The organism is Tautonia sociabilis, assembly GCF_003977685.1.
GTDB lineage: Bacteria > Planctomycetota > Planctomycetia > Isosphaerales > Isosphaeraceae > Tautonia > Tautonia sociabilis.
Genome location: NZ_RYZH01000016.1, coordinates 1 through 23,465, shown reverse-complemented (window position 1 = coordinate 23,465; position 23,465 = coordinate 1). Strand labels below are relative to the sequence as shown.

The 23,465-nt window shown below is 70.3% G+C and carries 16 protein-coding genes; 13 read left to right on the top strand and 3 right to left on the bottom strand.

What is annotated here, in order from left to right:
- Window positions 1–158: 158 nt before the first annotated feature.
- From TsocGM_RS09940 to TsocGM_RS09920, 5 genes are all read left to right on the top strand, one after another.
- A complete protein-coding gene (locus TsocGM_RS09940) occupies window positions 159–1,457 on the top strand; it encodes a glycosyltransferase (protein WP_126725164.1) in 1,299 nt (432 codons plus the stop codon).
- Between the two features lie 73 nt (window positions 1,458–1,530).
- Window positions 1,531–2,604 carry a class I SAM-dependent methyltransferase gene (locus TsocGM_RS09935; protein ID WP_126725163.1) on the top strand — a complete coding sequence of 358 codons (1,074 nt, stop codon included), beginning with the start codon at window positions 1,531–1,533 and terminating at the stop codon, window positions 2,602–2,604.
- A 48-nt stretch (window positions 2,605–2,652) separates the two neighbouring features.
- Complete coding sequence (locus tag TsocGM_RS09930) at window positions 2,653–4,452, top strand: glycosyltransferase family 4 protein (RefSeq protein WP_126725162.1); 1,800 nt, start codon at window positions 2,653–2,655, stop codon at window positions 4,450–4,452.
- A gap of 86 nt (window positions 4,453–4,538) precedes the next feature.
- Complete coding sequence (locus TsocGM_RS09925) at window positions 4,539–5,336, top strand: class I SAM-dependent methyltransferase (RefSeq protein WP_126725161.1); 798 nt, start codon at window positions 4,539–4,541, stop codon at window positions 5,334–5,336.
- A 132-nt stretch (window positions 5,337–5,468) separates the two neighbouring features.
- Window positions 5,469–6,872, top strand: a complete 1,404-nt coding sequence (locus TsocGM_RS09920) for a DUF1501 domain-containing protein (RefSeq protein WP_126725160.1) — start codon at window positions 5,469–5,471, stop codon at window positions 6,870–6,872.
- A 207-nt stretch (window positions 6,873–7,079) separates the two neighbouring features.
- Here the strand turns inward: TsocGM_RS09920 and TsocGM_RS09915 are convergent, their stop codons facing one another.
- Both TsocGM_RS09915 and TsocGM_RS09910 read right to left on the bottom strand, forming a co-directional pair.
- Window positions 7,080–7,865, bottom strand: a complete 786-nt coding sequence (locus TsocGM_RS09915; RefSeq protein ID WP_233578697.1) for an alpha/beta hydrolase — start codon at window positions 7,863–7,865, stop codon at window positions 7,080–7,082.
- Between the two features lie 27 nt (window positions 7,866–7,892).
- A complete protein-coding gene (locus TsocGM_RS09910) occupies window positions 7,893–8,495 on the bottom strand; it encodes a 3-keto-disaccharide hydrolase (protein WP_126725159.1) in 603 nt (200 codons plus the stop codon).
- 361 nt (window positions 8,496–8,856) lie between these two features.
- Between TsocGM_RS09910 and TsocGM_RS09905 the strand changes: the two genes are divergently transcribed.
- The 6 genes from TsocGM_RS09905 to TsocGM_RS09880 all read left to right on the top strand — a co-directional run bounded on the left by TsocGM_RS09905 (window position 8,857) and on the right by TsocGM_RS09880 (window position 19,187).
- The gene (locus TsocGM_RS09905) at window positions 8,857–13,653 is read left to right on the top strand and encodes a bifunctional serine/threonine-protein kinase/formylglycine-generating enzyme family protein (protein WP_126725158.1); all 4,797 of its coding nucleotides are present in this window, start codon (window positions 8,857–8,859) and stop codon (window positions 13,651–13,653) included.
- A gap of 152 nt (window positions 13,654–13,805) precedes the next feature.
- Window positions 13,806–14,333, top strand: coding sequence for a hypothetical protein (locus tag TsocGM_RS09900; RefSeq protein ID WP_126725157.1), 528 nt, complete (start codon window positions 13,806–13,808; stop codon window positions 14,331–14,333).
- Between the two features lie 79 nt (window positions 14,334–14,412).
- On the top strand, window positions 14,413–15,828 hold the full coding sequence (locus TsocGM_RS09895; RefSeq protein WP_126725156.1) for a glycosyltransferase family 2 protein: 1,416 nt from the start codon (window positions 14,413–14,415) through the stop codon (window positions 15,826–15,828).
- Between the two features lie 132 nt (window positions 15,829–15,960).
- A complete protein-coding gene (locus TsocGM_RS09890) occupies window positions 15,961–18,084 on the top strand; it encodes a sulfatase (RefSeq protein ID WP_126725155.1) in 2,124 nt (707 codons plus the stop codon).
- A gap of 159 nt (window positions 18,085–18,243) precedes the next feature.
- Window positions 18,244–18,666 (top strand): secondary thiamine-phosphate synthase enzyme YjbQ, encoded by a 423-nt coding sequence (locus TsocGM_RS09885; protein ID WP_126725154.1) that lies wholly within the window; start codon window positions 18,244–18,246, stop codon window positions 18,664–18,666.
- A complete protein-coding gene (locus TsocGM_RS09880; protein WP_126725153.1) occupies window positions 18,663–19,187 on the top strand; it encodes a peptide chain release factor family protein in 525 nt (174 codons plus the stop codon). Before TsocGM_RS09885 ends, TsocGM_RS09880 begins: the two co-directional genes overlap by 4 nt.
- A gap of 63 nt (window positions 19,188–19,250) precedes the next feature.
- On the opposite strand, the gene TsocGM_RS09875 is transcribed toward TsocGM_RS09880, so the two are convergent.
- Window positions 19,251–20,426 carry a glycosyltransferase family 4 protein gene (locus TsocGM_RS09875; protein WP_126725152.1) on the bottom strand — a complete coding sequence of 392 codons (1,176 nt, stop codon included), beginning with the start codon at window positions 20,424–20,426 and terminating at the stop codon, window positions 19,251–19,253.
- A gap of 607 nt (window positions 20,427–21,033) precedes the next feature.
- Here TsocGM_RS09875 and TsocGM_RS09870 point away from each other — a divergent pair.
- Both TsocGM_RS09870 and TsocGM_RS09865 read left to right on the top strand, forming a co-directional pair.
- Window positions 21,034–22,101: an NAD-dependent epimerase/dehydratase family protein gene (locus TsocGM_RS09870; RefSeq protein WP_126725151.1), complete on the top strand. Its 1,068-nt coding sequence runs from the start codon at window positions 21,034–21,036 to the stop codon at window positions 22,099–22,101.
- A 198-nt stretch (window positions 22,102–22,299) separates the two neighbouring features.
- A complete protein-coding gene (locus tag TsocGM_RS09865) occupies window positions 22,300–23,019 on the top strand; it encodes a manganese catalase family protein (protein WP_126725150.1) in 720 nt (239 codons plus the stop codon).
- Window positions 23,020–23,465 lie beyond the last annotated feature (446 nt).

The following is a 23,465-nucleotide window of genomic DNA, read 5'->3' as shown; positions in this document are numbered from 1 at the left end:
GAGGCCGGCAGCCGGGTTGACCAGGACTCGGGATCGATGACAGCGCGCCGAACGACCTGATCCCCCCGTACCGGGGAATCGGGACCCTGGCTGATCCGGGCGCTCGGCCGGCGCCGAGAGAGACACCAACAGCGGCCGCGAGGCCGGGACCGGTATCGATGCATGTGTTGTTTGTGCACCAGAACTTCCCCGCGCAGTTCGGGCATGTGGCCCGGTATCTGATCCGAGCGCACGGCGTTCGCTGCACCTTCGTCTCCGAGAAGCCGGCCGGAATGGTCGAGGGAATCCGCCGGATCCGGTACGCCCCGAAGCTGAAGGCAACTCCGGACACGCTCTACCTGACCCGGGGGTTCGAGAACGGGGTCGGACATGCCCTGGGGGTCTACAACGCCTGCAAGTCGCAGCTCAAGGAGCCCCCCGACCTGATCGTCGGCCATAGCGGTTTCGGCTCGACCCTGTTCCTGCGCGAGCTGTACGACTGCCCCATCATCAATTATTTCGAGTATTTCTACAGGCCGAAGAACAGCGACCTGGACTTCCGGCCCGAGTTCCCCATCGCCGAGATCGACCGGCTGCGGATCTACCCCCGTAACGCGATGTTCCTGCTCGACCTGGAGAACTGCGACGCCGGGTACAGCCCGACCCGGTGGCAGCACTCGACGCTCCCCCGGGCCTACTCGGACAAGGTCGAGGTGATCTTCGACGGAGTCGAGACGTCCGTCTGGCGGAAGCACGAGGGCGTGCCCAGGGCGATCGGCGACCGGAAGATCGGCCCCAACACCAGGATCATCACCTATGTGTCGCGGGGGTTCGAATCGATGCGCGGCTTCGATATCTTCATGAAAGTGGCCAAACGCATTTACCGGAGCCGTCCCGACGTTCTGTTCCTGGTCGTCGGCGCCGACCGCGTCGCCTACGGCGGCGACCTGAAGTACATCCAGGAGCAGTCGTTCCTGAAGCACGTGCTGAAGCAGGACGACTACGACCTCTCCAAGTTCGTCTTCACCGGACTCTTGCCCCCGCAGCAGCTGGCCCGGCTGCTCTCGATCAGCGACCTGCACCTGTACCTGACCGTGCCGTTCGTCCTCTCGTGGTCGCTGTTCAACGCGCTGGCCTGCGGCTGCTCGGTGGTCGCCTCCGACACGGATCCGGTTCGGGAGGTGATCCAGCACGGCGAGAACGGGCTCCTCGCCCCGTTCTACGACGTCGAGGGGATGGCGGAGCTGGGCCTCCGCGTCCTCGAGGATCCCGAGGCGCACCGAGCCCTAGGGCGGGAGGGGATGCGGCGGATTGATTCCGAGTACGCCCTGGACAAGACGCTGCCGCGCATGCTGGACCTGTACCGAAAGGTCGCCGAGGGCCGTCTCAGGACCGAGGCGATCGCGGCCCCTCCCCCCTCGGTCCGGCCGAGGCCGGCCGGGGCGGATCGCATCTTGCGGGTTGTCGGGGCGGACTGACCGACGGACCGGGTCCGGGCGGTCGGTTCGATGGGAGGTCGGGTCGGAGCGTTTTTCTCGAGGATCGCATGCGATGAGCCCTACGAAGACGAAGGCCAAGCCGCCGAAGGCCCCCCCGCTCCTGCTGGACGACGCGCTGCTCGAAGCGGCTGTGCTCGCCAATCCCTTCCTCAGCGTCATCCCCCGGGGAGAGCTGAAGATGCTGGCCGTCCCCGCGATGCTCGACCACTACATGGAGCAGCTCGCGGGGATCTTCAAGGCGCTCGGCCATCCGTTCAGCGCCCGAGAGCTGGAGCTGCTGCGGGAGAAGCTCGGGGCCCGGTTGGAGCGGGGGTTCCGGGAGCATCCCAACTCGATCGTGACGCTCACCTATGAGCCGACCGATCCGCCCAAGAAGGGGCTGCGCTGCTCGTTCCAGTCCACTTCCACGCCGACGGACCGCAACTACGAAACCTGGGTGAAGCTCCGCGAGCCCCCGCTCTTCGGCACGCATCCCGATGCCCGGGTGCTGTCGGTGGCTCGGGGGATCTCACCGCCGGCTCGTGTGCTGGATATCGGGGCCGGCACGGGACGCAACAGCCTGCCGCTCGCCCGGATGGGCTTCGAGGTGCACGCCCTGGAGCCGACGGCCTCCTTCGCCGCCCAGATCCGATCGGATGCCGAGGCCGAGGGGCTGGCCGTGAGGGTGATGCAGGCGGACGTTCTCGACCCGAGGCTGGCCCTGGCCCCCTCCTCGTACCGGATGGCGATCGTCGTCGAGGTCGTGACCTCCCATTTCCGGGACGTCGCCCAGTTGCGGACCCTGCTGGCGAGGATGGCGGAACTGCTTTCCCCCGGCGGCCTGCTGCTCTTCGACTTGTTCCTGACCAGAGGGGGCTACGAGCCGACCCCGCTGGTCCGGGAGATGTCCCAGGTCGTCTGGAGCAATCTCTTCACGAGGGAGGAACTGGGCGAGGCGATGGAGGGGCTCCCCCTGCGGGTGATCTCCGAGGTCGGCGAGTACGAGTACGAGCGGACCCACAAGCCGCCAGAGGGGTGGCCGCCGACGAACTGGTATCCCGGCTGGGCCAGCGGGCGAAACCTCTTCCGGGTCAGCAACGACGGTTTGCCGGTCGAGCTGGTGTGGGTCCTGTGCAAGCGGATCTGAAGAGGCAGGCCCCGCCGGCCGCCGAACCGGATCCTGGAGACTCGCGTGATGGCCATCGAATTCGAGTCGGTCGCCCTGTACTACGACGCCGACGGGTATGTCGAACCGAAGCCGGCCCGTGAATCGGCCGGCCGGCCTCGGGCCCCGGGGACTCCGGCCGGGCTGATGGGCCGACACGTGGCCGGCAAAGGTTTTTTAGACGGCCTCTTCGACTCGGGGAGCTGGCGGCGGCTCGTCGCCGTCGTGCCCGACGCGCCAAGTGCCCAATCGATCCGGTCCTACTGGGAGGAGAAGCTCGGCGGGACGTCCGACCCCCGCTCGCTGGAGGTCGTGGATCTGCCGTCGCTCCGTGGTCGCTTCCTCGAGGCGCCGCCGGCCAGGGTGCTCCACTTCCCCGTGCCCCCCTCTCCCACATTCGCCTGGGCCCGGCAGCGGACGGGGCCGGCCTCGTTCAGCATCACGGGGGTGACACACACCCTCGCGTCGCTCAACGGCGTGACCGCCCTGGGATCACTGGTGACCGCTCCGTTCGAGGAGCACGACGCCCTGATCTGCACCTCCGAAGCGGTGGCCCGGATGGTTCGCTCGGTGACCGGGACCTATTGCGACTCCCTGAGGGACCGGTTCGGGGGCCAGCCTCGGATGATCCCCCGGCTGGAGACGATCCCCCTGGGGGTCGACTCGGAGGAGTTCCGCCCGGCCACACCGGCGGAACGCGCCCAGATGCGCCAGCGGCTGGGGATCGCCGACGATGAGGTCGTCTTCCTGTTCGTGGGCCGGCTGTCGTTCCACGCCAAGGCCAACCCCTACCCGATGTACCGGGCGTTGTCCCGGGCCTCCCGGGAAACCGGCCGACGGGTCCACCTGCTGCTCTCGGGCTGGGCGGCGAACGAGATGATCCTCCGCGCCTTCCACGACGGGGCCCGGGTGTTCGCCCCGAACCTGAGAATCACGATCGTCGACGGGACGGATCCCGAGTATCGTCGGCCGGTCTGGGACGCGGCGGACGTCTTCACCTCGCTATCGGACAACATCCAGGAGACGTTCGGCCTCAGCATCACCGAGGCGATGGCCTGCGGGCTTCCGGTGGTCGCCTCGGACTGGGACGGCTACCGCGACCAGGTGATCGACGGCGAGACGGGCTACCTGGTGCCGACGGCCATGGTCCGCGACGCGCTGTCGGAGGCGTCGTTCCGGCTGATCCTGGGAGAGGTCAACTACGACCACTTCCTCTGCGAATGCAGCCAGGCGGTCGTGGTGGACGAGAACGCCGCGGCCTCGGCCTTCGCGAGGCTGATCGCCGACGAGGAACACCGGCACCAACTCGGCCGGGCGGGCCGGGAGCGGGCGACTCGGCGATTCTCGTGGGCGAGGATCGTCTCGGAGTACGAATCGCTCTGGCGGGAATTGGACGAGCGGCGGCGGGAGGCGGAGGCGAGCCGAGGCGGGAGGCCCGACCCGAGCACGACACCAGCCTGTTACCCCCCGGTCGAGGTCGCCTTCGACGGGTATCCGACCACCTTCCTCGGCGATGACCACGAGGTGATCGCCGACGAGGACGCCGTCGAGCGGCTCGACTGGCTGCTGAAGCTGCCGCTGACCAACTACGCCGTCGGACGACGCTCGGCCGACCCGTCGGCGCTGCGCGCCGCCCTCCGAGCGGCGGAGGCGCCGTGCCTCCTCTCCGCGATCCTCCTCGAGCTGGAACGAGCCGGCGTCGAGGAACCAAAGCGGCGTCCAACGATCGCCTGGATGATCAAGTATGGTCTTCTCGCCCACGTTCCGGCCCAGGACTCCCCCGAGCCGGGGGAGGGGAGATTGGTCGGCGCGAACAACGGGAGAGCGTAACCGCCGATCGACGTCTGGAGAGGGGCGATCGGCACACCCTTCGGCCTGAGGCACACGGGCAGGTTCCCCCGAGGAGTCGAACAGCGATGTACCCGTTCTGGAAGCCGATCGTCAAGCCGTTGTTGATGGCAGCCGACCCGAAGACCCTCATCGAGATCGGCTCCGAAGCCGGGAAGAACACCATCAATCTGCTCGAATACTGCCGGGAGCGGAACGCGACCCTCCAGGCGATCGACCCCTCCCCGAGATTCGACGTCGACGCCTGGGAGCGCGAGCACGTCGGGAGGCTGACCGTCCACCGGGGGCTGAGCCTCGAGGTCCTGCCTCGGCTCGCCCCGGCCGACTGCGTCTGCGTGGACGGCGATCACAACTGGTACACCGTCCGGGAGGAACTGCGGCTGATCGACGAGCGAAGCGTCGGTGCCGGTGCGCCGCTGCCTCTGATCCTGCTCCACGACATCGGCTGGCCCTACGCCCGCCGCGACCTCTACTACGACCCGGCGACGATCCCCGCCGACTACCGGCAGCCCTACCAGCGCAAGGGGATCATGCCGGGGGTCTCCGAGCTGATGGAGCGAGGAGGGCACAACGCGACCCTCTGCAACGCGACCCGAGAAGGGGGGCGCCAAAACGGCGTGCTCACGGCCGTGGAGGACTATCTCCGGGAATCTCCTCTGCCGCGAGAGCTGATCCTCATCCCCGGCTTCAGCGGGCTCGGGATTCTCTTCGATCGCTCTCGGTTCGCATCCAATTCGGCCTTCTGCGCCCTGATCCGCGACCTGACCCCCTCTCCGCTGATCGCTCGCTACATCGAGATGCTGGAGCGGAGCCGGATCGCCCTGATGATCCGGAGCCCCGCCCGAGGACTCGTGCCGGCCCGGTGAGGGGAGGATCGGCGCGGGGGCCGCGGCGGGGGATCGGATCGCTTGATGCCCGAGGGGAGGGGTGCTAGAGTCCGAATTGTTCAACAAGGGTTTCTCTCCCCACTCTCAGGCCCCAGCGGCAGCGAGACCCGGATGATTCGACTGCTCGGCCCCGGTGCCCGGCTCTGCGACGGATACCGACGCCGGGAAATCCTCCGTATCGGCGGCCTCGGGCTGCTCGGCGGCCTCGGCCTTCCCGACCTCTCCCGCGCGGACGACCTCTCCGCCCCGGCACCGGCAGGCGACGGCTTCGGCAAGGCGAAGTCGTGCATCCTGCTGTTCCTCATGGGGGGCCCTCCCCAGCATTCGACCTGGGATCCCAAGCCCGACGCCCCCGCCGAGGTCCGGGGGGACTTCGGCCCGATCGCCACCACGGTCCCCGGCCTCTCCCTCTGCGAGCTCCTGCCCCACACCGCCCAGGTCGCCGACAAGCTCTGCCTCCTGCGGGCCGTCTCCACCGGAGACAACGCCCATTCGTCCAGCGGTTATTACATGCTCACGGGGCGTCCCCACCAGCCCAAGAACTTCGAGAACGCCAACCCGGGGCCCCCCAACGACTCCCCCTCGATCGGAGCGCTGCTCGGTCGGGTCGCCAGGGCCGACGGCCCGATGCCGCCGTCGGTCACGCTCCCGATGCGGATCTTCAACACCGACGGCAGCGTCTGGCCCGGCCAGGACGCCGGCTTCCTCGGCCGGGCGGCCGACCCCTGGCTCCTGAACGCCCGGCCCACCCCCGAGGGCTACCGCATCCGAGAGATCGACCTCCCCGCCGAGCTCGATCCGGCCCGGCTCGGCGATCGGATGGAGCTGCTCGACCGCATCGAGCGTCGGCTCGATTCCCAGGCCCTGGCCCCCGAGGTCGCCTTCGACGAGCACTCCCGACGCGCCTTCGACCTGCTCCGATCCAACGGGGCCCGCCGCGCCTTCGACCTGGAGGCGGAGCCCCGGTCGGTCCGAGAACGCTACGGAGAGACTCCCTTCGGCCAGGGGGTGCTGCTGGCGCGTCGGCTGGTCGAGGCCGGGGTCCGGCTGGTCCAGGTCAACTGGTATCGAGGGCCGGACGAGCCCCCGGCCAACCCCTGCTGGGACAGCCACGTCGCCGAGTCGAGCCGCCTGAAGGACGTCCTCGTGCCGCCGACCGATCTGGCGTTCTCGGCGCTCATCGAGGACCTGGACCGCCGGGGCCTGCTGGACGAAACGCTCGTCGTCTGCATGGCCGAGTTCGGCCGCAGCCCCCGGCTCGACCCCAACGGCGGCCGGGGCCACTGGGGATCGGTCTTCTCCGTTGCCCTGGCCGGCGGTGGGGTCAACGGGGGACAGGTCCACGGCTCGTCGGACCAGGCCGGGGCCTATCCCCGAGACGGGCTCGTCCGCCCCGAGGATCTCACCGCAACGCTCTTCCACTGCCTCGGCTTCCCCCCACACTCCGAGTATCGCGACCCACTCGGACGCCCCCACCCGATCAGCCGGGGCGAGGTGATCCACGCCATTCTTTGAGCGATCTTTGAGCGATCGAGGAGCAAGGCGCAGGGTGTTCGGAAGTCCGGTTCGCCTGCCTCCCAGGGTGTAGTGTAGCTCTCGATCCTGGAGATTCGACCGGGCCTCGGATATGAAGGGGTGAGGTGGAGGCCCGGTGGACTTAGGAGGCGGAGCGATGGAGCGGACGGTAGTGGTGCGGACGGAGTTGGAGGCGATCCTGGTGGATCAGGCGTTGGCGATGGCTCGGGAGTTGGAGGCGGTTTCTGGCTCAGGTAGCTTCCCAAGGCTGTGATCCAGGGCGCCCCACAGATTCTGCTGAGGAGCCATCAGGAAGGGCGGGATCCCCTTGCCGGAGGCGACGTGCGTCACCGCGGAGTAGTCGCGGTGCTTCTCCGGAGAGTTGCCGAACTTCTCGCGATGGCCGAAGGTCGCCTGCGGCAGTCCGTGCACCCGGCACCGGGTTTCCGCCGTCTCGATGATGGCGGGGACGTCGAAGGTATCGCCGTCAACCGGAACGCATCCCTTGATGATCTCCAGCGACAGCCCCTCGGCCTCCAGGGAGCGTCCGTCGATCGAGACGATCGCCGCGAGCTGCGCCCCGGCGGAATGGCCCATGACGAGCAGCCGATCCGGGTCGCCGCCGTACTCGGCGATGTGGTCGTGGACCCATCGGATCGCCTTCGCGACATCCCGGATGATCGTCCCCATGTCCACCTCCGGTAGGAGCCGGGAGTTGGTGGAGACGAAGACGAGGCCCCAGTCGGTGAACGCCTTCGGCTTGAGCTGGACGTCCGACTTGTCCCCGGTCTGCCAGCCTCCGCCGTGGATCCAGAACACGACGGGCAGATCCTCCGCGTCGGCCGGCGCGTACACGTCGAGCACCTGGCGATCGTGCGCCGGGTCGGCGTAAGGAATGTCTCGAGCCGCTTCCTGGGCCGGGGCTCGCATCGGTAATGCCAGGGCGAGCAGGGGCGGAAGCAAAGGCGGCAGCATCGTCGTCGCTCGGCGCATGGTCCGGCTCCTCGTCGGTGGGAGATGTCAGCGGCCGTCCTTGATGCGGATGTTCCGATATTCGATCACGTTCGTCTCCGATTGCAGGGAGATCGGCCCCGCCTCGGGGATCTCCATCGCGTCCTCGAGCAGTTCGCCATTGCAGAAGCATCGGGCGCGGGTGCCGGTGACGATCACCTCGATCGTGTTCCAGTCCCCCGGCCGGTACGACTTCAGATCCTTGTACGGGCCGACCCGGGGGTAGTCCCGGATCTGGAGCTGGTGCCGGAATTCCTTGTCCCGCAGGTGGAGGCCGCTGTTGGCGTTCTCCGAGGCGCGGAACTCCAGCCGGAGGGTGAAGTCGCCGTCGAACGAATCCGACGAGTCGATCTCGGTCATCTTGGGCGGCGTCTCCTCCGATCCGGTGATCACCAGAACACCGTTTTCGACCACGAACCGGCCGTCGGCGGCCGAGGTCTGCCCGGCCAGGTCGGCTCCGTCGTGGCACCAGCCGGTCAGGTCCGTTCCATTGAAGAGGGGGCGGAAGCCCGGTTCATCCGCCCGGGAGGCGGCCACCAGGGAGAGCGCGGCAAGCAGCGCGACGACGGTCGACCGCGCCGATCGGGCAGGGAAGCGTGCGTGCAGACCCATCAGGATGCTCCTGGGAAGGATCGGGCCCCGTTGATGCCCCGGTTAGAGGCGAGCGGCCCCCCGGCACGCAATCGGCCATCGCGCTCGGAGTCCTCGCTTCGGCGCTTCCAACAGCGTTTGTCGCCTGATATGCTGAGCAGTTCTGTCGCCGAGCCGGTGTGTGCGGCCTCGGAGTGTCACATTTGCACGATCGATCGAGACGGATCGAACCGATCCGGGTCGCGCGCTGGTCGTTCGATCGCGAGCCACCTGTCGGAGAGAGCGGCGGCAGGCGGATCGCGCCTGGGCGGCCGCCCGACGAGAGGATCGGGGCCAACGGGGAGGGGCCTCCCCAGCCCTCGGGCAGAAGGGGCCATGAGCCATGAGCGATCGGCCCGGATCGAACACCAAGCGAAACCCCGACGAGCCCTCCCCATCGACCCGGGAGATCCGGCACCGCTTCGAGGAGAGTTGGCGCCGCGGCGATCGGCCGTCGTTGGAATCGGTGATCGAGCTCGTTCCCGAGGCCGAACGGCCGTCCCTCTTCCTCCAGCTCCTGCTGCTGGAGCTGAACCTCCGGCTCGCCGAGGGAGAGCATCCGACCCCCGGGGACTATACCGCTCGCTTCCCCACCGCGTCGGCAGCCATCCTCGCCACCTTCGACGTGATCGGCCAGACCCAGGACAACCCACCTCCCCAACAAACCACCCGGACCTGGTCGACCGGGAGGAGAGCGTCCTCGACCAAGCCCCGGACCGATTCGGCGCCCGGCCCGCTCTCCACTCTCCCGCCAGACCCATCCTCATTCTCCCCGGACAACCTGGACGGGCCCGATTCGGACGAGCCGATCCCCTCCCGGCTGGGGAGATACCGGATCCTCGCCGTGCTGGGGGAGGGGGGGTTCGGCCGGGTCTTTCGCGCCCGGGATGATGAACTCGAGCGCGACGTGGCCATCAAGGTGCCCAAGCCCCGCGCCCTGACCCGGCACGGCCGGCTCGAGGCGCTGCTGGAGGAGGGCCAGATCGCGGCCTCCCTGACGCACCCGTCGATCGTCCGTGTCTACGACATCGGCCGGGCCGACGACCGCTCGGTCTTCATCGTGATGGAGTACGTCGAGGGCCGGCCCCTCTCCCAGCTTCTCCGGGCGGGCCTCGCGCCGGCCGATCTGGCCCTCCTGATCGCCCACGTGGCCGACGCGGCCCACCACGCGCACCGGTCGGGCCTGGTCCACCGCGACCTGACCCCGGCCAACATCCTCGTCGACGCCTCGGGGCTCCCCCGGGTGACCGACTTCGGGCTGGCGCTCTCGGAGGGCCGGGGCGCCTCCCACGCCGGGGAGATCGCCGGCGTCCCCTCGTTCATGGCCCCGGAGCAGATCCGGGGAGAAGCGCACCGCCTGGACGGGCGCACCGACATCTGGGCCCTGGGTGTGATCCTCTACCAGGGGCTCACCGGCCGGCTCCCCTTCGCCTCCGACAACCGCGCCTCGCTGTTCCACACGATCCGACACGAGGACCCGATGCCCCCGGCCCTGGTCCGAGCGGGCGTCCCCGCCGAGCTGTCCCGCATCTGCCTGAAGTGCCTGTCCAAGCGCATGGCCGACCGCTACGCCTCGGCCGCCGAGCTCGCCGAGGAGCTTCGGCTCTGGCTCTCCTCCGACCCCGGCCCCTCCCCGGCCGAGGCGGCCCCGGCCCCCGTCCCGGTCCCTCGCGGCCTCCGGCCCCTCGACGCCCATGACGCCGAGGCTTTCCTCACCCTGCTGCCCGGCCCCCGAGGCCGAGACGGACTGCCCGAGTCGATCCGATTCTGGAAGGCCCGGCTCGAGGACCGCGGCGACCAGGCCTTCCCGGTCGGCCTGCTCTACGGCCCCTCGGGGGCCGGAAAGTCGTCCTTCGTTCGCGCCGGGCTGCTGCCCCGCCTGTCCGACGAGGTCCGGCCGGTCTACGTCGAAGCCGGCCCCGGGACAACCGAAGCCCGCGCCCTGCTCGCCCTCCGCCGAGCCCTCCCGGACCTACCCCTCGGAGACGACCTGGCCAGCGTGCTGGCCCAGCTCCGGGAGCGGCTGGCCTCCAGCTCCCAGGCCAAGGTCCTCCTGGTCTTCGACCAATTCGAGCAGTGGCTCCAGGCGAACCCGAACCGGCCCGACGCCCCGCTCGTCGCCGCGCTCCGCCAGTGCGACGGCCGCAATCTCCAGGCCCTCATCCTCGTCCGTGACGACTTCTGGATGGCCGTCACCCGGCTGTTCCAGGCAATCGAGATCCCGCTGATCGAAGGGGCCAATTCCGCCCCGATCGAGCCGTTCGACGAGAGCCACGCCCTCGCCGTGCTCGCCGAGTTCGGCAAGGCCTGGGGCCGCCTGCCCCGGCCCCCGGCCGAGCCCGGCGCCGAGGCCCTCGTGTTCCTCCGATGCGCCGTCGCCGAACTGGCCCGGGTCGAGGGCCGGATCACGCCGATCCTCCTGTGCCTCTTCGCCGAGGTCGTCCGCCGACGCCCCTGGACCCCCCAGACGCTCGACGAACTGGGGGGCTTCGCGGGGATCGGCGTCACCTTTCTCTCCGAGGCGTTCGACTCCCCCTCCGCCCCGCCGGCCTACCGCTCCCGACGCGAGCAGGCGCAGGCCGCGCTGGAGGCGATGCTTCCTCCCGCGCCCTCGACCCTCCGCGGCTCCCCCCGCACCGCCTCGGAACTGCGCGAGGCGACCGGCCTGGTCGACCGCCCCGCCGAGTTCGACGAGCTGATCCACCTCCTCGACGCCGGCCTCCGCCTCGTCTCCCCCGTCGACCCGGTCCTCGACTGCGACGCCCCCGACGGCCAGACCGGGCCGAGGTACCAGCTCTCCCATGACTTCCTCGTGGCCCCGATCCGCCAATGGCTCGACCGGGAGCGCCACGCCTCCCGGAAGGGTCGCGCCCAGATCCGCCTGGCCTCGATCGCCGCCAGCTGGGCCGAGCACCCTGTGCCCGGTCGCCTGCCCAGCCTGCTGGAATGGACGGGGATCGTCCTCTACACCAGCCCCCGGCGCTGGTCGGCCGTCGAGCGCCGGATGATGCTCGCCGCCGCCCGTCGGCTGCTCCTGCGCTCGGCCGCCATCCTGGTTCTGGCCGCGGCCCTGCTCTCGGCCTTCCGGGTCGTCCGGGAACGCGAGCGGGCCGACGCCCTGCTCACCCTCGCCCTGGAGGCCGACGACCGAGGGCTCTCGGCCCTGCTGCCGGAGATCGCCGTGCATCGCCGCCGCCTCCGGGAGAACCTCGAACGCCTGGAGTTCTCCCCGGGCGCCGGCGCTCGGGCGCGGGAGGTCGCCGGGCTGTTGCTCTTCCTCGACGATCCCACCGAGGCGCGCGCCTCCTCGCTCCGGGATCGCCTCCGATCGGCCAGGGCCGACGGCGTCCGGCTGATCCGGGGAGCGCTGGCCCGCCACCCGTCCCAATCCGGCGCGGACAGGCTGCGACGCGACCTGCTCGACGACAACCTCGACCCCGCCCTCCGGCTCCGGGCCGGCTGCGCCCTGATCGCACTGGGGCCGATCGACGCCCCGGCCTGGCGGGAGGCGGCCCCCGCCCTGGCCCTGGCCCTCCTCGAGGAAGATCGCCACGCGATCCCCTCCTGGATCGAGCTGCTCGGTCCGGCCGCCCCGCTGCTGGTCCCCACGCTCGGCCAGGGGTGCAGCGACCCGTCCTGGGAACCCAGCCAGCGGCTCGCCGCCGCCGAGATCCTGGCCGACATCCTTGGCCCCCGGCGCGACTCCGAACAGCTCGCCCGCTGGGCGATCGCCGCCGAGCCCGAGGCATCGCTCGTCCTGCTCCGAGCGCTCCAGGCCCAGCCGGATCCCGGCCCGGCCCTCTCGATGCTCCGCCAGGCCCTCGACGACGGCGACCAGGCGCCCCCGGGCGACGAGGCGATCGATCGCGCCGCGATGGCGGCCATCGCCCTCGCCCTGCTCGGCCATTCCGACCCCCTGACCGACGCGATCCGGCACCGAGACGATCCCAGCCTCCGCTCCCACACGATCGACGCGATCGCCCGGCGCGGCCTGGCCCCCCTTCTGCTGGGGAAGAACGCCCTGCGAGCCGACCTCGACCCGGCCGCCCTCCAGGCCATGCTGCTGGCCTGGGCCGAAACCAACCGCAGCGTCATCCCCTCTCCCTCCGAGGCGGCCGTCGCCGAGTCGGCCTCGAGGCTCTTCGCGAGCCACCCGCACGCGGGGGTCCACGCCGCCGCCGGGCTGCTGCTGCGCCGCTGGGGGCTCCCGCTGCCGGAGCCCTCCCCGGACGCCGAATTCGAGGGCAGGGGGGGGCCCGACATCGGCCCTCGCTGGATGGCCGGCCCCAACGGGCATACCCTGGTCGTCCTCCCCGGCCCGGCCGCCTTCCCGATGGGGTCCCCCCCCGACGAGCCGGATCGCTTCCCCTACGAGAACCGCCACCTCCGCGAGATCGTCCGGCCCATCGCCGTCGCCGACACCGAGGTCACCGTCGCGCAGTATCAGGCGTTCGACCCCTCCTACCAGCCCGACGAGCGCTACGCCAGCGACCCCAACTGCCCCGTCGGCGGGATCACCTGGTTCAACGCCGCTCGCTACTGCAACTGGCTGAGCCAGGAGGACGGCCTCCCCCCCGACCAGTGGTGCTACCCCGACCCGGTCGAGCCCGGCGCCGCCCTGCCCCCCGACGCCTTCGACCGCCCCGGCTTCCGCCTGCTGACCGAGGCCGAGTGGGAATACCTCTGCCGGGCGGGCACCTCCACCGCCCGACCCTTCGGCGCATCGACCGGGCTGCTCAACCGCCACGCCCGCACCTGGCTGAATTCCAACGGCAGGAGCGGCCCAGTGGCCCAGTTCCTCCCGAACCAGTTCGGCCTCTTCGACACCCTGGGCAGCCTCTGGGAGTGGTGCCACGACGGGCCTCCCGGCCCCTACGGCGCCGTCGAAAACGGCCTCTACCCCGGCTATCCCCCCGACGCCGGGAACCGGCCCGTCCCCGACCACGTCGACCCGATCCCCCCCTCGGGCGACTCCTGGCGGATGATCCGAGGCGGGGTCTTCGACGGCTCGCCGTCCCTGGCCCGCTCGGCCCACCGCGACACGGTCCGCGCCAGCTCCGTGTACTACTGGATGGGCTTCCGGGTCGTCCGGACGATCCCCTCGGCCGAATCCGACGGATTATCGTTGCATAACCGGTGAGCGAACGGATACATTCCGATCGCTCATCGATGTTATTACAAGATCTGTGAGTGAACGGTTCGCTTCCAATTGTTGATCGGCGTCCCCTGATCGATCGGGCGCCCCACCCTTCCCAGCGAAACGCCCGCGGTTGCAACCCGGAGGCCTCTGTCGTGGCAGACGACCCCATCCCGATGACGGCGTTCGGCCCGGTCAAGCAGCTCGCCCTCGCCCTGGCCGGAACCATCGCCCTCCCTTCCCCCCCCCCAGCAACGGGGGATCTCTACTTGATCCGCAACCCCGGAGTGGCTCCCGACCTGGCCCGGTACGGGATCGGAGGGCCCACTTACCTCATCAAGCTGGTCCAGCGGATCGGCACCCATTTCGAGGTCGACCGGTTCCTGGCTGTGGAGAATCTCCTGGTCATTGACAAGCCCGAGCCGATCAAGAACGACGACCGCGAGGAAACCAAACTCCGCTCCTACACGGTCGATGAGCTGGCCCAACCCATCGCCCAGGCCATCGAGGAGCTCAATCGAAGGGAGAGCACCGAGGAGTCCTCTCCTGAGATCCTTCTGTTCCAGGGGGTGGTGATCCATGTCCCCGAACAGGCCCCGGTCGTCGTCAAGACCCGTGCGCTCTTCGGGGTGACGGCCGCCGAGGCCGCCCTGATTCAACCGTCCCGCACCTACTGCTGCTGATCCAACCGCCCCGAGCCCCAGCCCTGACATGCGCTGGCTGGGGCATCCGGCCCCTCCCCAATTTCGACCGGACCCGATCGTGAACCTCCCCGACGTCGACCTCCTGCTGCTCTCCCGAGACGACGAGCCCCCCCGGCCCGACGTCTGGGCCGGCATCCAGGCCCAGCGCGGCGTCCGGCTGCACGTCCACCGCCTGATCGGCACACCCTTTCCCTCCGACGTCAACCGCTTCGAGACGATCACCCGCGCCCGGAACGCGGGCCGGGGGGTCGGATCCTCGCCGTTCGTCCTGCTGCTGGACGACGACGTCGTCCTCGGGCCCCTCTGCGCCTCCCGGCTCGTCGAGGGGCTCCGCCGCCGCCCCGCCTTCGCCGCCCTGGCCGCCGACTCGGCCGGAGAGATGGCCTCGGGCCACGACCACTGGGACTACCCCCGCCATGTCGGCATGGCCGCGGTGATGTTCCGGCGCGATCGCCTACGCGCCCTGATCTTCCGGTGGGAGCCGGGCAAGTGCGAGTGCCTCTGCTGCTGCGAGGACCTCCGCCGCGACGGCCTCGGTATCGGGTACCTCCAAGGGGCCGAGGCCTGGCATCGCCCCGCTCCCCGAGCCGTCCAGGAGCCTGCCGAACCCGCCGCTCCGCCCCCTCCGCTCGCCTCGCCCCCCCCGGAGGCCTCCCCGCCGTCGGCGTCGGAGGGAGGCCCTCCCGGCCGAGTGCTGGCCGCCTTCGACCGCCGCCATTATCGGCTGTTTCTCCGCCGGTTCGTCGGCAGCTTCCGACGAGCGGGCAACACCGAAACCATCACGGCCTTCGCCAGCGGCCTCTACCCCTCCGAGCGCCGTCTCCTGGCCGCGACCCCCGGCATCGAGCTGGAGGTCGTGCCCGACGACCTCCACCCGGCCAAGGGGCGCCTCCGCGACTTCCGCCCCGTCGTCGAGCGCTGGCCCGAGGACACCCCGGTCGCCTACTGGGACGCCGGCGACACGTTCTTCCAGGCTCGAATCTCCCCGCTCTGGGATCTCGTCCGAGCCCACCCCGACCGCCTGCTGGCGGTCCTCGAGGTGCTGACCTTCCGCCAAACCGCCCCCGGCGGCTCCTACTCCTGGCTGACCTCCATCCACGACGAGGCCAGCCGCCGCCACTGGCTCGACCTGCTGCTCGACCGCCAGGTCATCAACGGCGGCTTCGCGGCCGGCACCGCCCGAGTCTTCGCCCGCTACCTCGACGCCGCCTGGACGCTGCACGAGTCCGACTCCCTCCGCGGCTCGACCGACTTCGGCGACCAGACCGCCATGAACGCCCACCTCTACTCGCACCCCGACTCCTGGCTCCCGATCCCCTCCGGCTGGAATTACGTCCTCGTCGGCCTCCCCCCCGGCAGCTTCCGAGTCCGCAGCGACGGCTGGACCGATCGCCTCGACGGCCAGCCCCTCCAGGTCGTCCACGGCGCCGGCCGGACCCTGGCCGCCTGGGATCTCGTCCACCTGACGAGCTGACCCGGCCGGTCCGATCGGCCTTGACGCATCTCCCCGCATCGCATACCGGAACGGCCACCGACGCACCCCGCCGAGGAGGCCCGAGGGGCCTCCCGGCGATCCGAGCGTCGTCCCCCTGGGAGTCGCCTCCGCATGCCGGGGACCGAACCGACCCGCCGTCCTCCCCCGATCCTCCGGGTCCGGGCCGCCTCGAAGCGCCTCCTCCGCCACGGCCGGCACGCCCGAGTGGTCTCGGCCCGGCTGGCCCGCGCGCTGCCGCCGGCGCCAAGCGTCTCGGCGCCCGCGATCTGGGCCCTCTGCGGCTGGATCGGCCTGGCCTGCGGCCTGCTCGAGGCCGTCCTCCTGCTCTCCTGGCGAGAGGTCTTCGAGCCCCTGCTCGGCAGCCCCGATCTCTGGCGGAACTGGCACTCCCCGTGGATGGCCCCGTTGGCGAACGCCTCGCTGTTCGCCCTGGCCGGGGGAGCCCTCGGCCTGCTGCGTCGGCTCCTGCCCCGGGCCGTCGCGGTCGCCTTGCCCATCCTGCTCGTCTTCGTCGGCGTCCGAGCGGCCCTGGGGACGATCCCCGGCCTCCACCCGGCGGCCGTCTTCCTCCTGGCGTTGGGCACGGCCGTCCGCCTCGGCCCCAGGGCCCGGCTCGACTCCCCCCGGTTCCGCTCGTTCGCCCGGCGAAGCCTCCCGTACCTCGCCGGCGGCTGGCTCGCCCTGTTGCTGACCTGCGGGGTCGTGCCCGCCTCCCGAGAGCCGCTGGGCCTCCGCCTCGGCCCCGAGCCGAGCCGGGGGGCCCCGAACGTCCTCCTGGTGGTGCTCGACACCGTCCGGGCCGATCACTTGAGCCTCCACGGGTACGAACGCCCCACCAGCCCCCGCCTGGAGGCCCTCTCCCGCCGAGGCGTCCGCTTCGACGAGGCCAGGGCAACCGCCCCGTTCACGCTCGGAACCCATGCAAGCCTGTTCACCGGACTGCCGATGTCGCAGACCTCCGCCGGCGTCAACTCCCCCCTCGATGGTTCGAGGAGGACGCTGGCCGAGCACCTCCGAAACCGCGGCTACGCCACCGGAGGCTTCGTCGGCAACATCTTCTACGGCAGCGCCCACTACGGCCTCGACCGCGGCTTCCTCCACTACCACGACGTGCCCGGCAACATCACCCGCCGGATCACCCCCCGAGAATTCCTCCGCTCCTGCCGGCTCGGCGCCGACCTCATCACCCGGTTCGAGCGGGAGTGGGGCCTCTTCTCCCCCATGCAGCGCCGTCGGCTCGACGCGAGCGAGCTGAACCAGGCGCTGTTCTCCTGGGTCGACCGCACCCGGCGTTTCGGCCGGCCCTACTTCGTCTTCGTCAACTACTTCGACGCTCACTCCCCCTACAGCCTGCCCCCCCAGGCCCCCCGTCCCTACTCCCGGGTCTCCGACGCCCGGCTCGAAGCCGAGCTCGACCGCCTCTCCGCCCTCGAGGCCGAGCGCGACGCCGACCCCTCCGGCCCCGAGCCCAAGGCCCTGACCGCCGCCCGAGCCGAGGTCGCCGCGCTCATCCGAGACGCTTACGACGACGGCATCTGCTGGGCCGACCGCCAGCTCGGTGCCCTCCTCGACGGCCTCGACGCCCGAGGGCTGCTCGACAACACGCTTGTCATCGTCACCTCCGACCACGGCGAGATGCTCGGCGAGCATGGCCTGATCGGCCACGGGATGAGCCTGCATCGCCCGCTCGTCCACGTCCCGCTCGTCGTCGCCGGCGCCCGGGGGATGAGCGTTCCCCAGGGGCGCTCCGTCCCGTCCGCCGTCTCCGTCCGAGACGTGCCCGCCACCGTCCTCCGCCTGCTCAACGACCCCGACGCCCCCCGCTTCCCCGGCCGCTCCCTCTCCCGATTCTGGGGAGACGAGACCGCCCTCGACTCCCCCGACGCCCCCGTGCTCAGCGAGGTCGAGCACATGCCCTGGCTTCCCCGCTCCCCCCGCAAGCCCGCCGCCTTCGGCCCGATGTGGCTGCTCACCGAGGACCGCTGGGCCTACCTCCGCCGCCACCACGAATCCCTCGGCCCCCAGCACTGGCTCTACAACCTCGACGACGACCCGGACGAACGGCACAACCTCGCCGCCGATCCCTCCTCCCGCTCCACCCTCGACCGCCTCGGAGCCCTCCTCGACACCCTCGGCCTGGCTCCCCCCCCAACGCTCGCGGCAAGTCCCGGCAACGCCCGGTCGCAACGACTCCCCTGGCGGCATGCCCTCCCGAAGCACCCGACCTCACCCTGAGCGTCTCCTCCTCCCGCCTGCCGAACCGAGGGCCCCTCCTGGTCCCGAGGATCGCGCTGCAACCATCGACGCCAGGCGATACAATCACCCACGATGGCCCCGGCCGCTCCGATCGCCGGCCCTTCCCGATCGATCAGCCCGATCTCGAGCCCTCCCTCCATGAAGTCCCACACCGAATACCTCACCTTCAACCTCCCCGACCGCATGGGGTTCCTGAACATCACGCCCCAGGTCGAGGAGGTCCTCCGCAGATCGGGCATCCGGGAGGGCCTGGTGCTGGCCAACGCCATGCACATCACCGCGTCGGTCTTCATCAACGACGACGAGCCCGGCCTGCACCACGACTACGCCCGATGGCTCGAACGCCTCGCCCCGTTCGACCCCTCCCCCACCACCTACCACCACAACCGCACCGGCGAGGACAACGCCGACGCCCACATGAAGCGTCAGGTCATGGGCCGGGAGGTGGTCGTCGCCGTCACAAACGGCACGCTCGACTTCGGCCCCTGGGAGCAGATCTTCTACGGCGAGTTCGATGGTCGCAGGCCCAAGCGGGTGCTCATCAAGGTGATCGGCGAATGATCCTCGGTCCCTCCGCCGGCCCCCATCCCGCCACGCTGCCCCCGGACCGGCTCTTGGCCGACTGCGACGTCCGGTTCTCCCGCCGATCCGGCCCCGGCGGCCAGAACCGCAACAAGGTCGAGACCGCCGCCATCCTCACCCACCGCCCCAGCGGCCTCTCCGCCGAGGCCAACGAGCGCCGCTCCCAGGGCCAGAACCGAGCCGTCGCCCTGGCTCGGCTCCGCGTCATCCTCGCCCTGGAGATCCGCCACCCCGCCGATCCCGGAGCCGGGCCGAGCCCCCTCTGGACCTCCCGACTCCGAGGCGGCCGACTCGTCGTCAGCCCCGAGCACGACGACTTCCCCGCCCTGCTGGCCGAGGCCCTCGACGTGCTCTCCTCCCTCGACTTCGACGTCAAGGCCGCGTCCGAGGCGCTCGGCTGCTCCGCCTCCCAGCTCGTCAAGTTCCTGAAGCGGGAGCCCCGGGCACTCAAACAGACCAACGATCGCCGATCTGACCTGGGGCTCCGCCCGCTCCGCTGAGGCCGGGCCCCGCCCACGAGGAGCCCGGCAAGCCTCCCCCACCTCCACGAGGGGCCCTTCCCTTCAGGCCGACGCCCGGGCCTTCCGCCTCTCCCGTCTCGGTCCCAACACCAGCGCCGTCTCATAGAGCCCGAGATACCGATCCACGTTCCGGTCCATGCAAACGTATTGCTCGGCCGCCGCCCGCGTCGCCGACGCCAGCCGGCCCGAGAGCACCGGGTCGCCCAGGACCTCCGCGATGCCGTCGGCCAGCGCTTCCGCGTCGACCGGAGTGAGCAACCCGGCGCCGGTGTCTCCCAAAATCTGCTGATAATCGCCGTAATTCGTCGCCACGATCGGCCGGCCCGAGGCGAGGTAGACCGCCATCTTCGTCTGCACCGAGTCGTTCTCCCGGCAGGCGAGCCGAGGGTGGACCAGCACGTCGGCCCTTCTCGTCAGCGCCGTGATCTGCTCCGGCGTCTTGCCGGGCAGCACGATCAGCCGGTCGCCCCACTCCCCAAGCCGGGCCCGATACCGCTCCCCCTCGTCGGCCGGCCCGCCGACGAGCACGCAGCGCGCCTCCGGCCGGGCCTCGAACACGCGGGGCAGGGCGTCAATCAGGATCGGCACCCCCTGGTTCGGGTCCCGAATGTTCCCCACATACATGATCACCTGATGCTCGGGGTCGATTCCCTCGATCTCCGCCGCCGGCCCCGGGGCGTAGTCGGCCAGGTTCACGCCCGGGTGGATCACCACCACCCGCTCCTCCGGCACGCCCTTCTCTTCCACGACGATCCGCTTCACCCCCCGGCCCAGCACCACCACGCCGCTGGCATACCGGCAGACCTGCCGCTCCAGCGCCCGGTACGACCGGAAGACCAGCCCCCGGCCCAGCCGGTCGCGCTCCACCTCCTCGCCCAGCAGCGAGTGGATCGAGTAGATCATCGGCCAGCCGTTGAGCTTGCAGGCCGCCAGGGCCCGGCAGGCGCCGCCGTAGTGCTCGGCGTGCACCAGGTCGAACGGGAACCTCCGGCGAATCTCCGCCATCCCGCCGATCCACCGAGACGGCGGCAGCGAGAAGCTCGGCGCCCCCTCGAACTCCCCCTCGAACGGCACGTCCCACGGCCTTCGGGCCTTCAGATACGCATGCGCGACCTCGACCCCCCGCCTCCTCAAGGCCCGGAAGACCTGGATCGCCAGCATCGCCGTGCCGTCCGTCTGCCCGACGATCGGAAACGAGGTGACCATCAGGATGCGCATCGCGGGAACCTCCCTGCCCAGGTGGGTTCGTCTGGCCTCCCGGCAACGAACCGTGCTTCGCTATCCTAATCGTTGTCGCAAGAATGTGAAGGCCGATCAATCGGCCGGCCTCCTGAGGAACCGATCGGCAGGCAAGCGCGATGAGCCACCCTGGCTCGACCCGACCGCCCCCCTTCTCCCGGCCTCTCGGCCCTTCGCCGCGGCTTGTGCGATCGATCGCATGTCAGTGTCCCCCCCACACCTTGACGCCTTCATCGGAGAACTCGCGAACGACTTGGGCGTCGACCCGGCGGAGGCGATGACTCGACCGTGGTTCCTCGGGTTCGTCGGGCTTGAGAACCTCCCCCGACCGCTGCTGGTCAGCGAGGGAACGTCCAAGGAGGTCCGCCGCTGGGCAACGGTCGGCCTGTCCTCGATTCCCTCCGGATCGGTCGGTTCTCTCGCCAGGAAACCCAGGGCATCGCTCTTGCCAGCCCCCGACGATCGGGCTACCATCCCCCCTCGCCGGGCGGCCTCGACCGCCCCCAGGGATGGACATCGACGGAGCGACGCCGGCGCCTTCGGGACCACCCAACCGCCGGCGGCAGTGGCCACGAGGGCAGACATCATGAAGGTGCTCGTCACCGGCAGCAGCGGCCTGATCGGATCCGAGGCCGTCCGCTACTTCGACGCCAAGGCCGACGCCGTCTTCGGCATCGACAACAACATGCGCGCCGACTTCTTCGGCCCCGACGGCGACACCTCCTGGACCCTCCGCAACCTGAAGGACTCCTGCGAGAACTTCGAGCACCGCCACCTCGACATCCGAGACCGAGCCGCCATGCTCCGCGTCGTCGCCGACACGACGCCCGACCTCATCATCCACTGCGCCGCCCAGCCCTCGCACGACCTGGCCAAGAGCCGCCCCTTCGACGACTTCGACGTCAACGCCGTCGGCACGCTGAATCTCCTGGAGGCCACCCGCCTGCACGCTCCCGAGGCCGTGTTCATCCTCATGAGCACGAACAAGGTCTACGGCGACGCCCCCAACGAGCTTCCCCTCGTCGAGCTGCCCACCCGGTACGACTATGCCCGGCCCGAGGATTACGAGGGGATCAGCGAGACCCTGCGCATCGACCAGAGCACCCACAGCCTCTTCGGCTGCTCCAAGCTCGCCGGCGACGTGATGGCCCAGGAGTACGGCCGCTACTTCGGCCTGAAGACGGGCATCTTCCGGGGAGGCTGCCTCACCGGCCCCTTCCACAGCGCCGTCCAGCTCCACGGCTTCCTCGCCTACATGGCCCGAGTCGCCCTGACCGGCGGCACCTACACCATCATCGGCTATAAGGGGAAGCAGGTCCGCGACCAGATCCACAGCGAGGACGTCGTCCGGGCCTTCGAGGCCTTCTACCGCGATCCCCGCCCCGGAGAGGTCTACAACCTCGGCGGCGGCCGGGCCAACGCCGCCAGCCTGCTGGAGCTGCTCGACCGCTTCGGCCAGCTCGCCGGCCGGCCGATCCCGCACTCCTACCAGGAGCAGAACCGCGTCGGCGACCACATCTGCTACATGAGCGACCTCCGCAAGTTCCGCTCCCACTACCCCGACTGGGAGCTGACCATGAGCCTCGACGACATCGTCGACGACGTCTTCCAGACCTCCCGACGCCTCCGCCCCGCCGCCGCCCTCGCCGGCTGATCCGGAGGGCTCGGGGAGGCCGCGGCGCGGAAGACGGCCGGGTCCGGGGCCGACCCGACCCGACCCGACCCGACCCCGGCCTCCCCTCTCCTCGGGCGATGGCTGATCGCCACCACAGTCCCTCGGCGCGCCGCTTGCATCGGCTGACCCGATGTCAACAGGCATCCCGTCCGATCCACGCCGAGGAGACTCCCCCCGATGTTCCTGCACCGCAAGCGCCCCATCTTCCCCGTGAAGGTCGACGCCCCCGACCCGAAGTTCGCCCAGAAGCTGCTGGAGCAGTTCGGCGGCCGCTCCGGAGAGTTCACGGCGATGGCCGAGTACTTCGTCCAGAGCTTCGCCTGCGACCACACGGGGATCCGAGACCTGCTCATGGATGTCGCCACCGAAGAGGTCAGCCACCTGGAGATGGTCGGCCTGATGGTCGAGCAGCTCACCAGCAAGGCCGATCGCGAAGCCGCCTACGAAGACACCCTCTTCTCCGTCATGGGCAAGGGCCCTCACTTCCTCGACAGCATGGGCAACGCCTGGACGAGCGACTGGGTCCGCTCCTCCGGCGACCCCGTCGCCGACCTCAAGCACAACATCTCCGCCGAGGCCGGCGCCAAAATGGCCTACGAACGTCTCATCGCCCTCACCGACGACAAGGGCTGCCAGGAAACCCTGAAGTACCTGATGGCCCGAGAAATGTCGCACCAGCGCATGTTCCGAGCCGCCCTGGAGAGCCTCGGCAAGGAATTCGAGGGAGAACTGGAGCCCGACACCGAGCTGAACACCTATTACAATCTCTCCAGCGATGGCCAGGGAGACGTCGGCCTCGGCAGCGACGAGCGCGGCCCCTGGAACCAGGGAGACTGGCAGTTCATGGAGGATCCCGACGCGGCCCTCCACGCCAAGGTCCGCGGCCCCAAGGGCTGAGCCCACGCCCCGGGGCCGGACCTTCTCTCGTCCCACCTCCCCAGGGCGGCCCGCCATCCCCGGCGGGCCGCCCTCATTCGCGTCCCCTTTGAGCATCGTCGCTCACCGAACCGGCCCGATTTCGCGATCATCTCAGAGAGAGCCGATCGATCGATCGGAGGTTCGTCGTCCGTCGGGGGCTGTCGATCATGCTCGCCGGGATCGCGGGTCCTTCCCGAGCCGCTGGGGAACCGACCTCCTGGGCCGATCCCCTTGCGCCTTCGTCGACAACCGCCGAAGGGCCCCGGCCTCCCTCACGGCGTCCCCGGACGGAGCGAACCCATCTATGAGAGGGGGACTGTCAAGCTGCCGGTGCAGGTTCGGTGGGCTCGGGGCCCCGGCACCTCCCCCTCGCCGTCGGCGTCGGTCGGCCTGCCCGTCCCAGACCACGCCCACCAGCGATGCGG

Coding starts and splice junctions, on each gene's coding strand:
- TsocGM_RS09940 (WP_126725164.1), top strand. CDS start 159: ATGCATGTGTTGTTTGTGCACCAGAACTTCCCCGCGCAGTTCGGGCAT.
- TsocGM_RS09935 (WP_126725163.1), top strand. CDS start 1,531: ATGAGCCCTACGAAGACGAAGGCCAAGCCGCCGAAGGCCCCCCCGCTC.
- TsocGM_RS09930 (WP_126725162.1), top strand. CDS start 2,653: ATGGCCATCGAATTCGAGTCGGTCGCCCTGTACTACGACGCCGACGGG.
- TsocGM_RS09925 (WP_126725161.1), top strand. CDS start 4,539: ATGTACCCGTTCTGGAAGCCGATCGTCAAGCCGTTGTTGATGGCAGCC.
- TsocGM_RS09920 (WP_126725160.1), top strand. CDS start 5,469: ATGATTCGACTGCTCGGCCCCGGTGCCCGGCTCTGCGACGGATACCGA.
- TsocGM_RS09915 (WP_233578697.1), bottom strand. CDS start 7,865: ATGCGCCGAGCGACGACGATGCTGCCGCCTTTGCTTCCGCCCCTGCTC.
- TsocGM_RS09910 (WP_126725159.1), bottom strand. CDS start 8,495: ATGGGTCTGCACGCACGCTTCCCTGCCCGATCGGCGCGGTCGACCGTC.
- TsocGM_RS09905 (WP_126725158.1), top strand. CDS start 8,857: ATGAGCGATCGGCCCGGATCGAACACCAAGCGAAACCCCGACGAGCCC.
- TsocGM_RS09890 (WP_126725155.1), top strand. CDS start 15,961: ATGCCGGGGACCGAACCGACCCGCCGTCCTCCCCCGATCCTCCGGGTC.
- TsocGM_RS09885 (WP_126725154.1), top strand. CDS start 18,244: ATGAAGTCCCACACCGAATACCTCACCTTCAACCTCCCCGACCGCATG.
- TsocGM_RS09880 (WP_126725153.1), top strand. CDS start 18,663: ATGATCCTCGGTCCCTCCGCCGGCCCCCATCCCGCCACGCTGCCCCCG.
- TsocGM_RS09875 (WP_126725152.1), bottom strand. CDS start 20,426: ATGCGCATCCTGATGGTCACCTCGTTTCCGATCGTCGGGCAGACGGAC.
- TsocGM_RS09870 (WP_126725151.1), top strand. CDS start 21,034: ATGAAGGTGCTCGTCACCGGCAGCAGCGGCCTGATCGGATCCGAGGCC.
- TsocGM_RS09865 (WP_126725150.1), top strand. CDS start 22,300: ATGTTCCTGCACCGCAAGCGCCCCATCTTCCCCGTGAAGGTCGACGCC.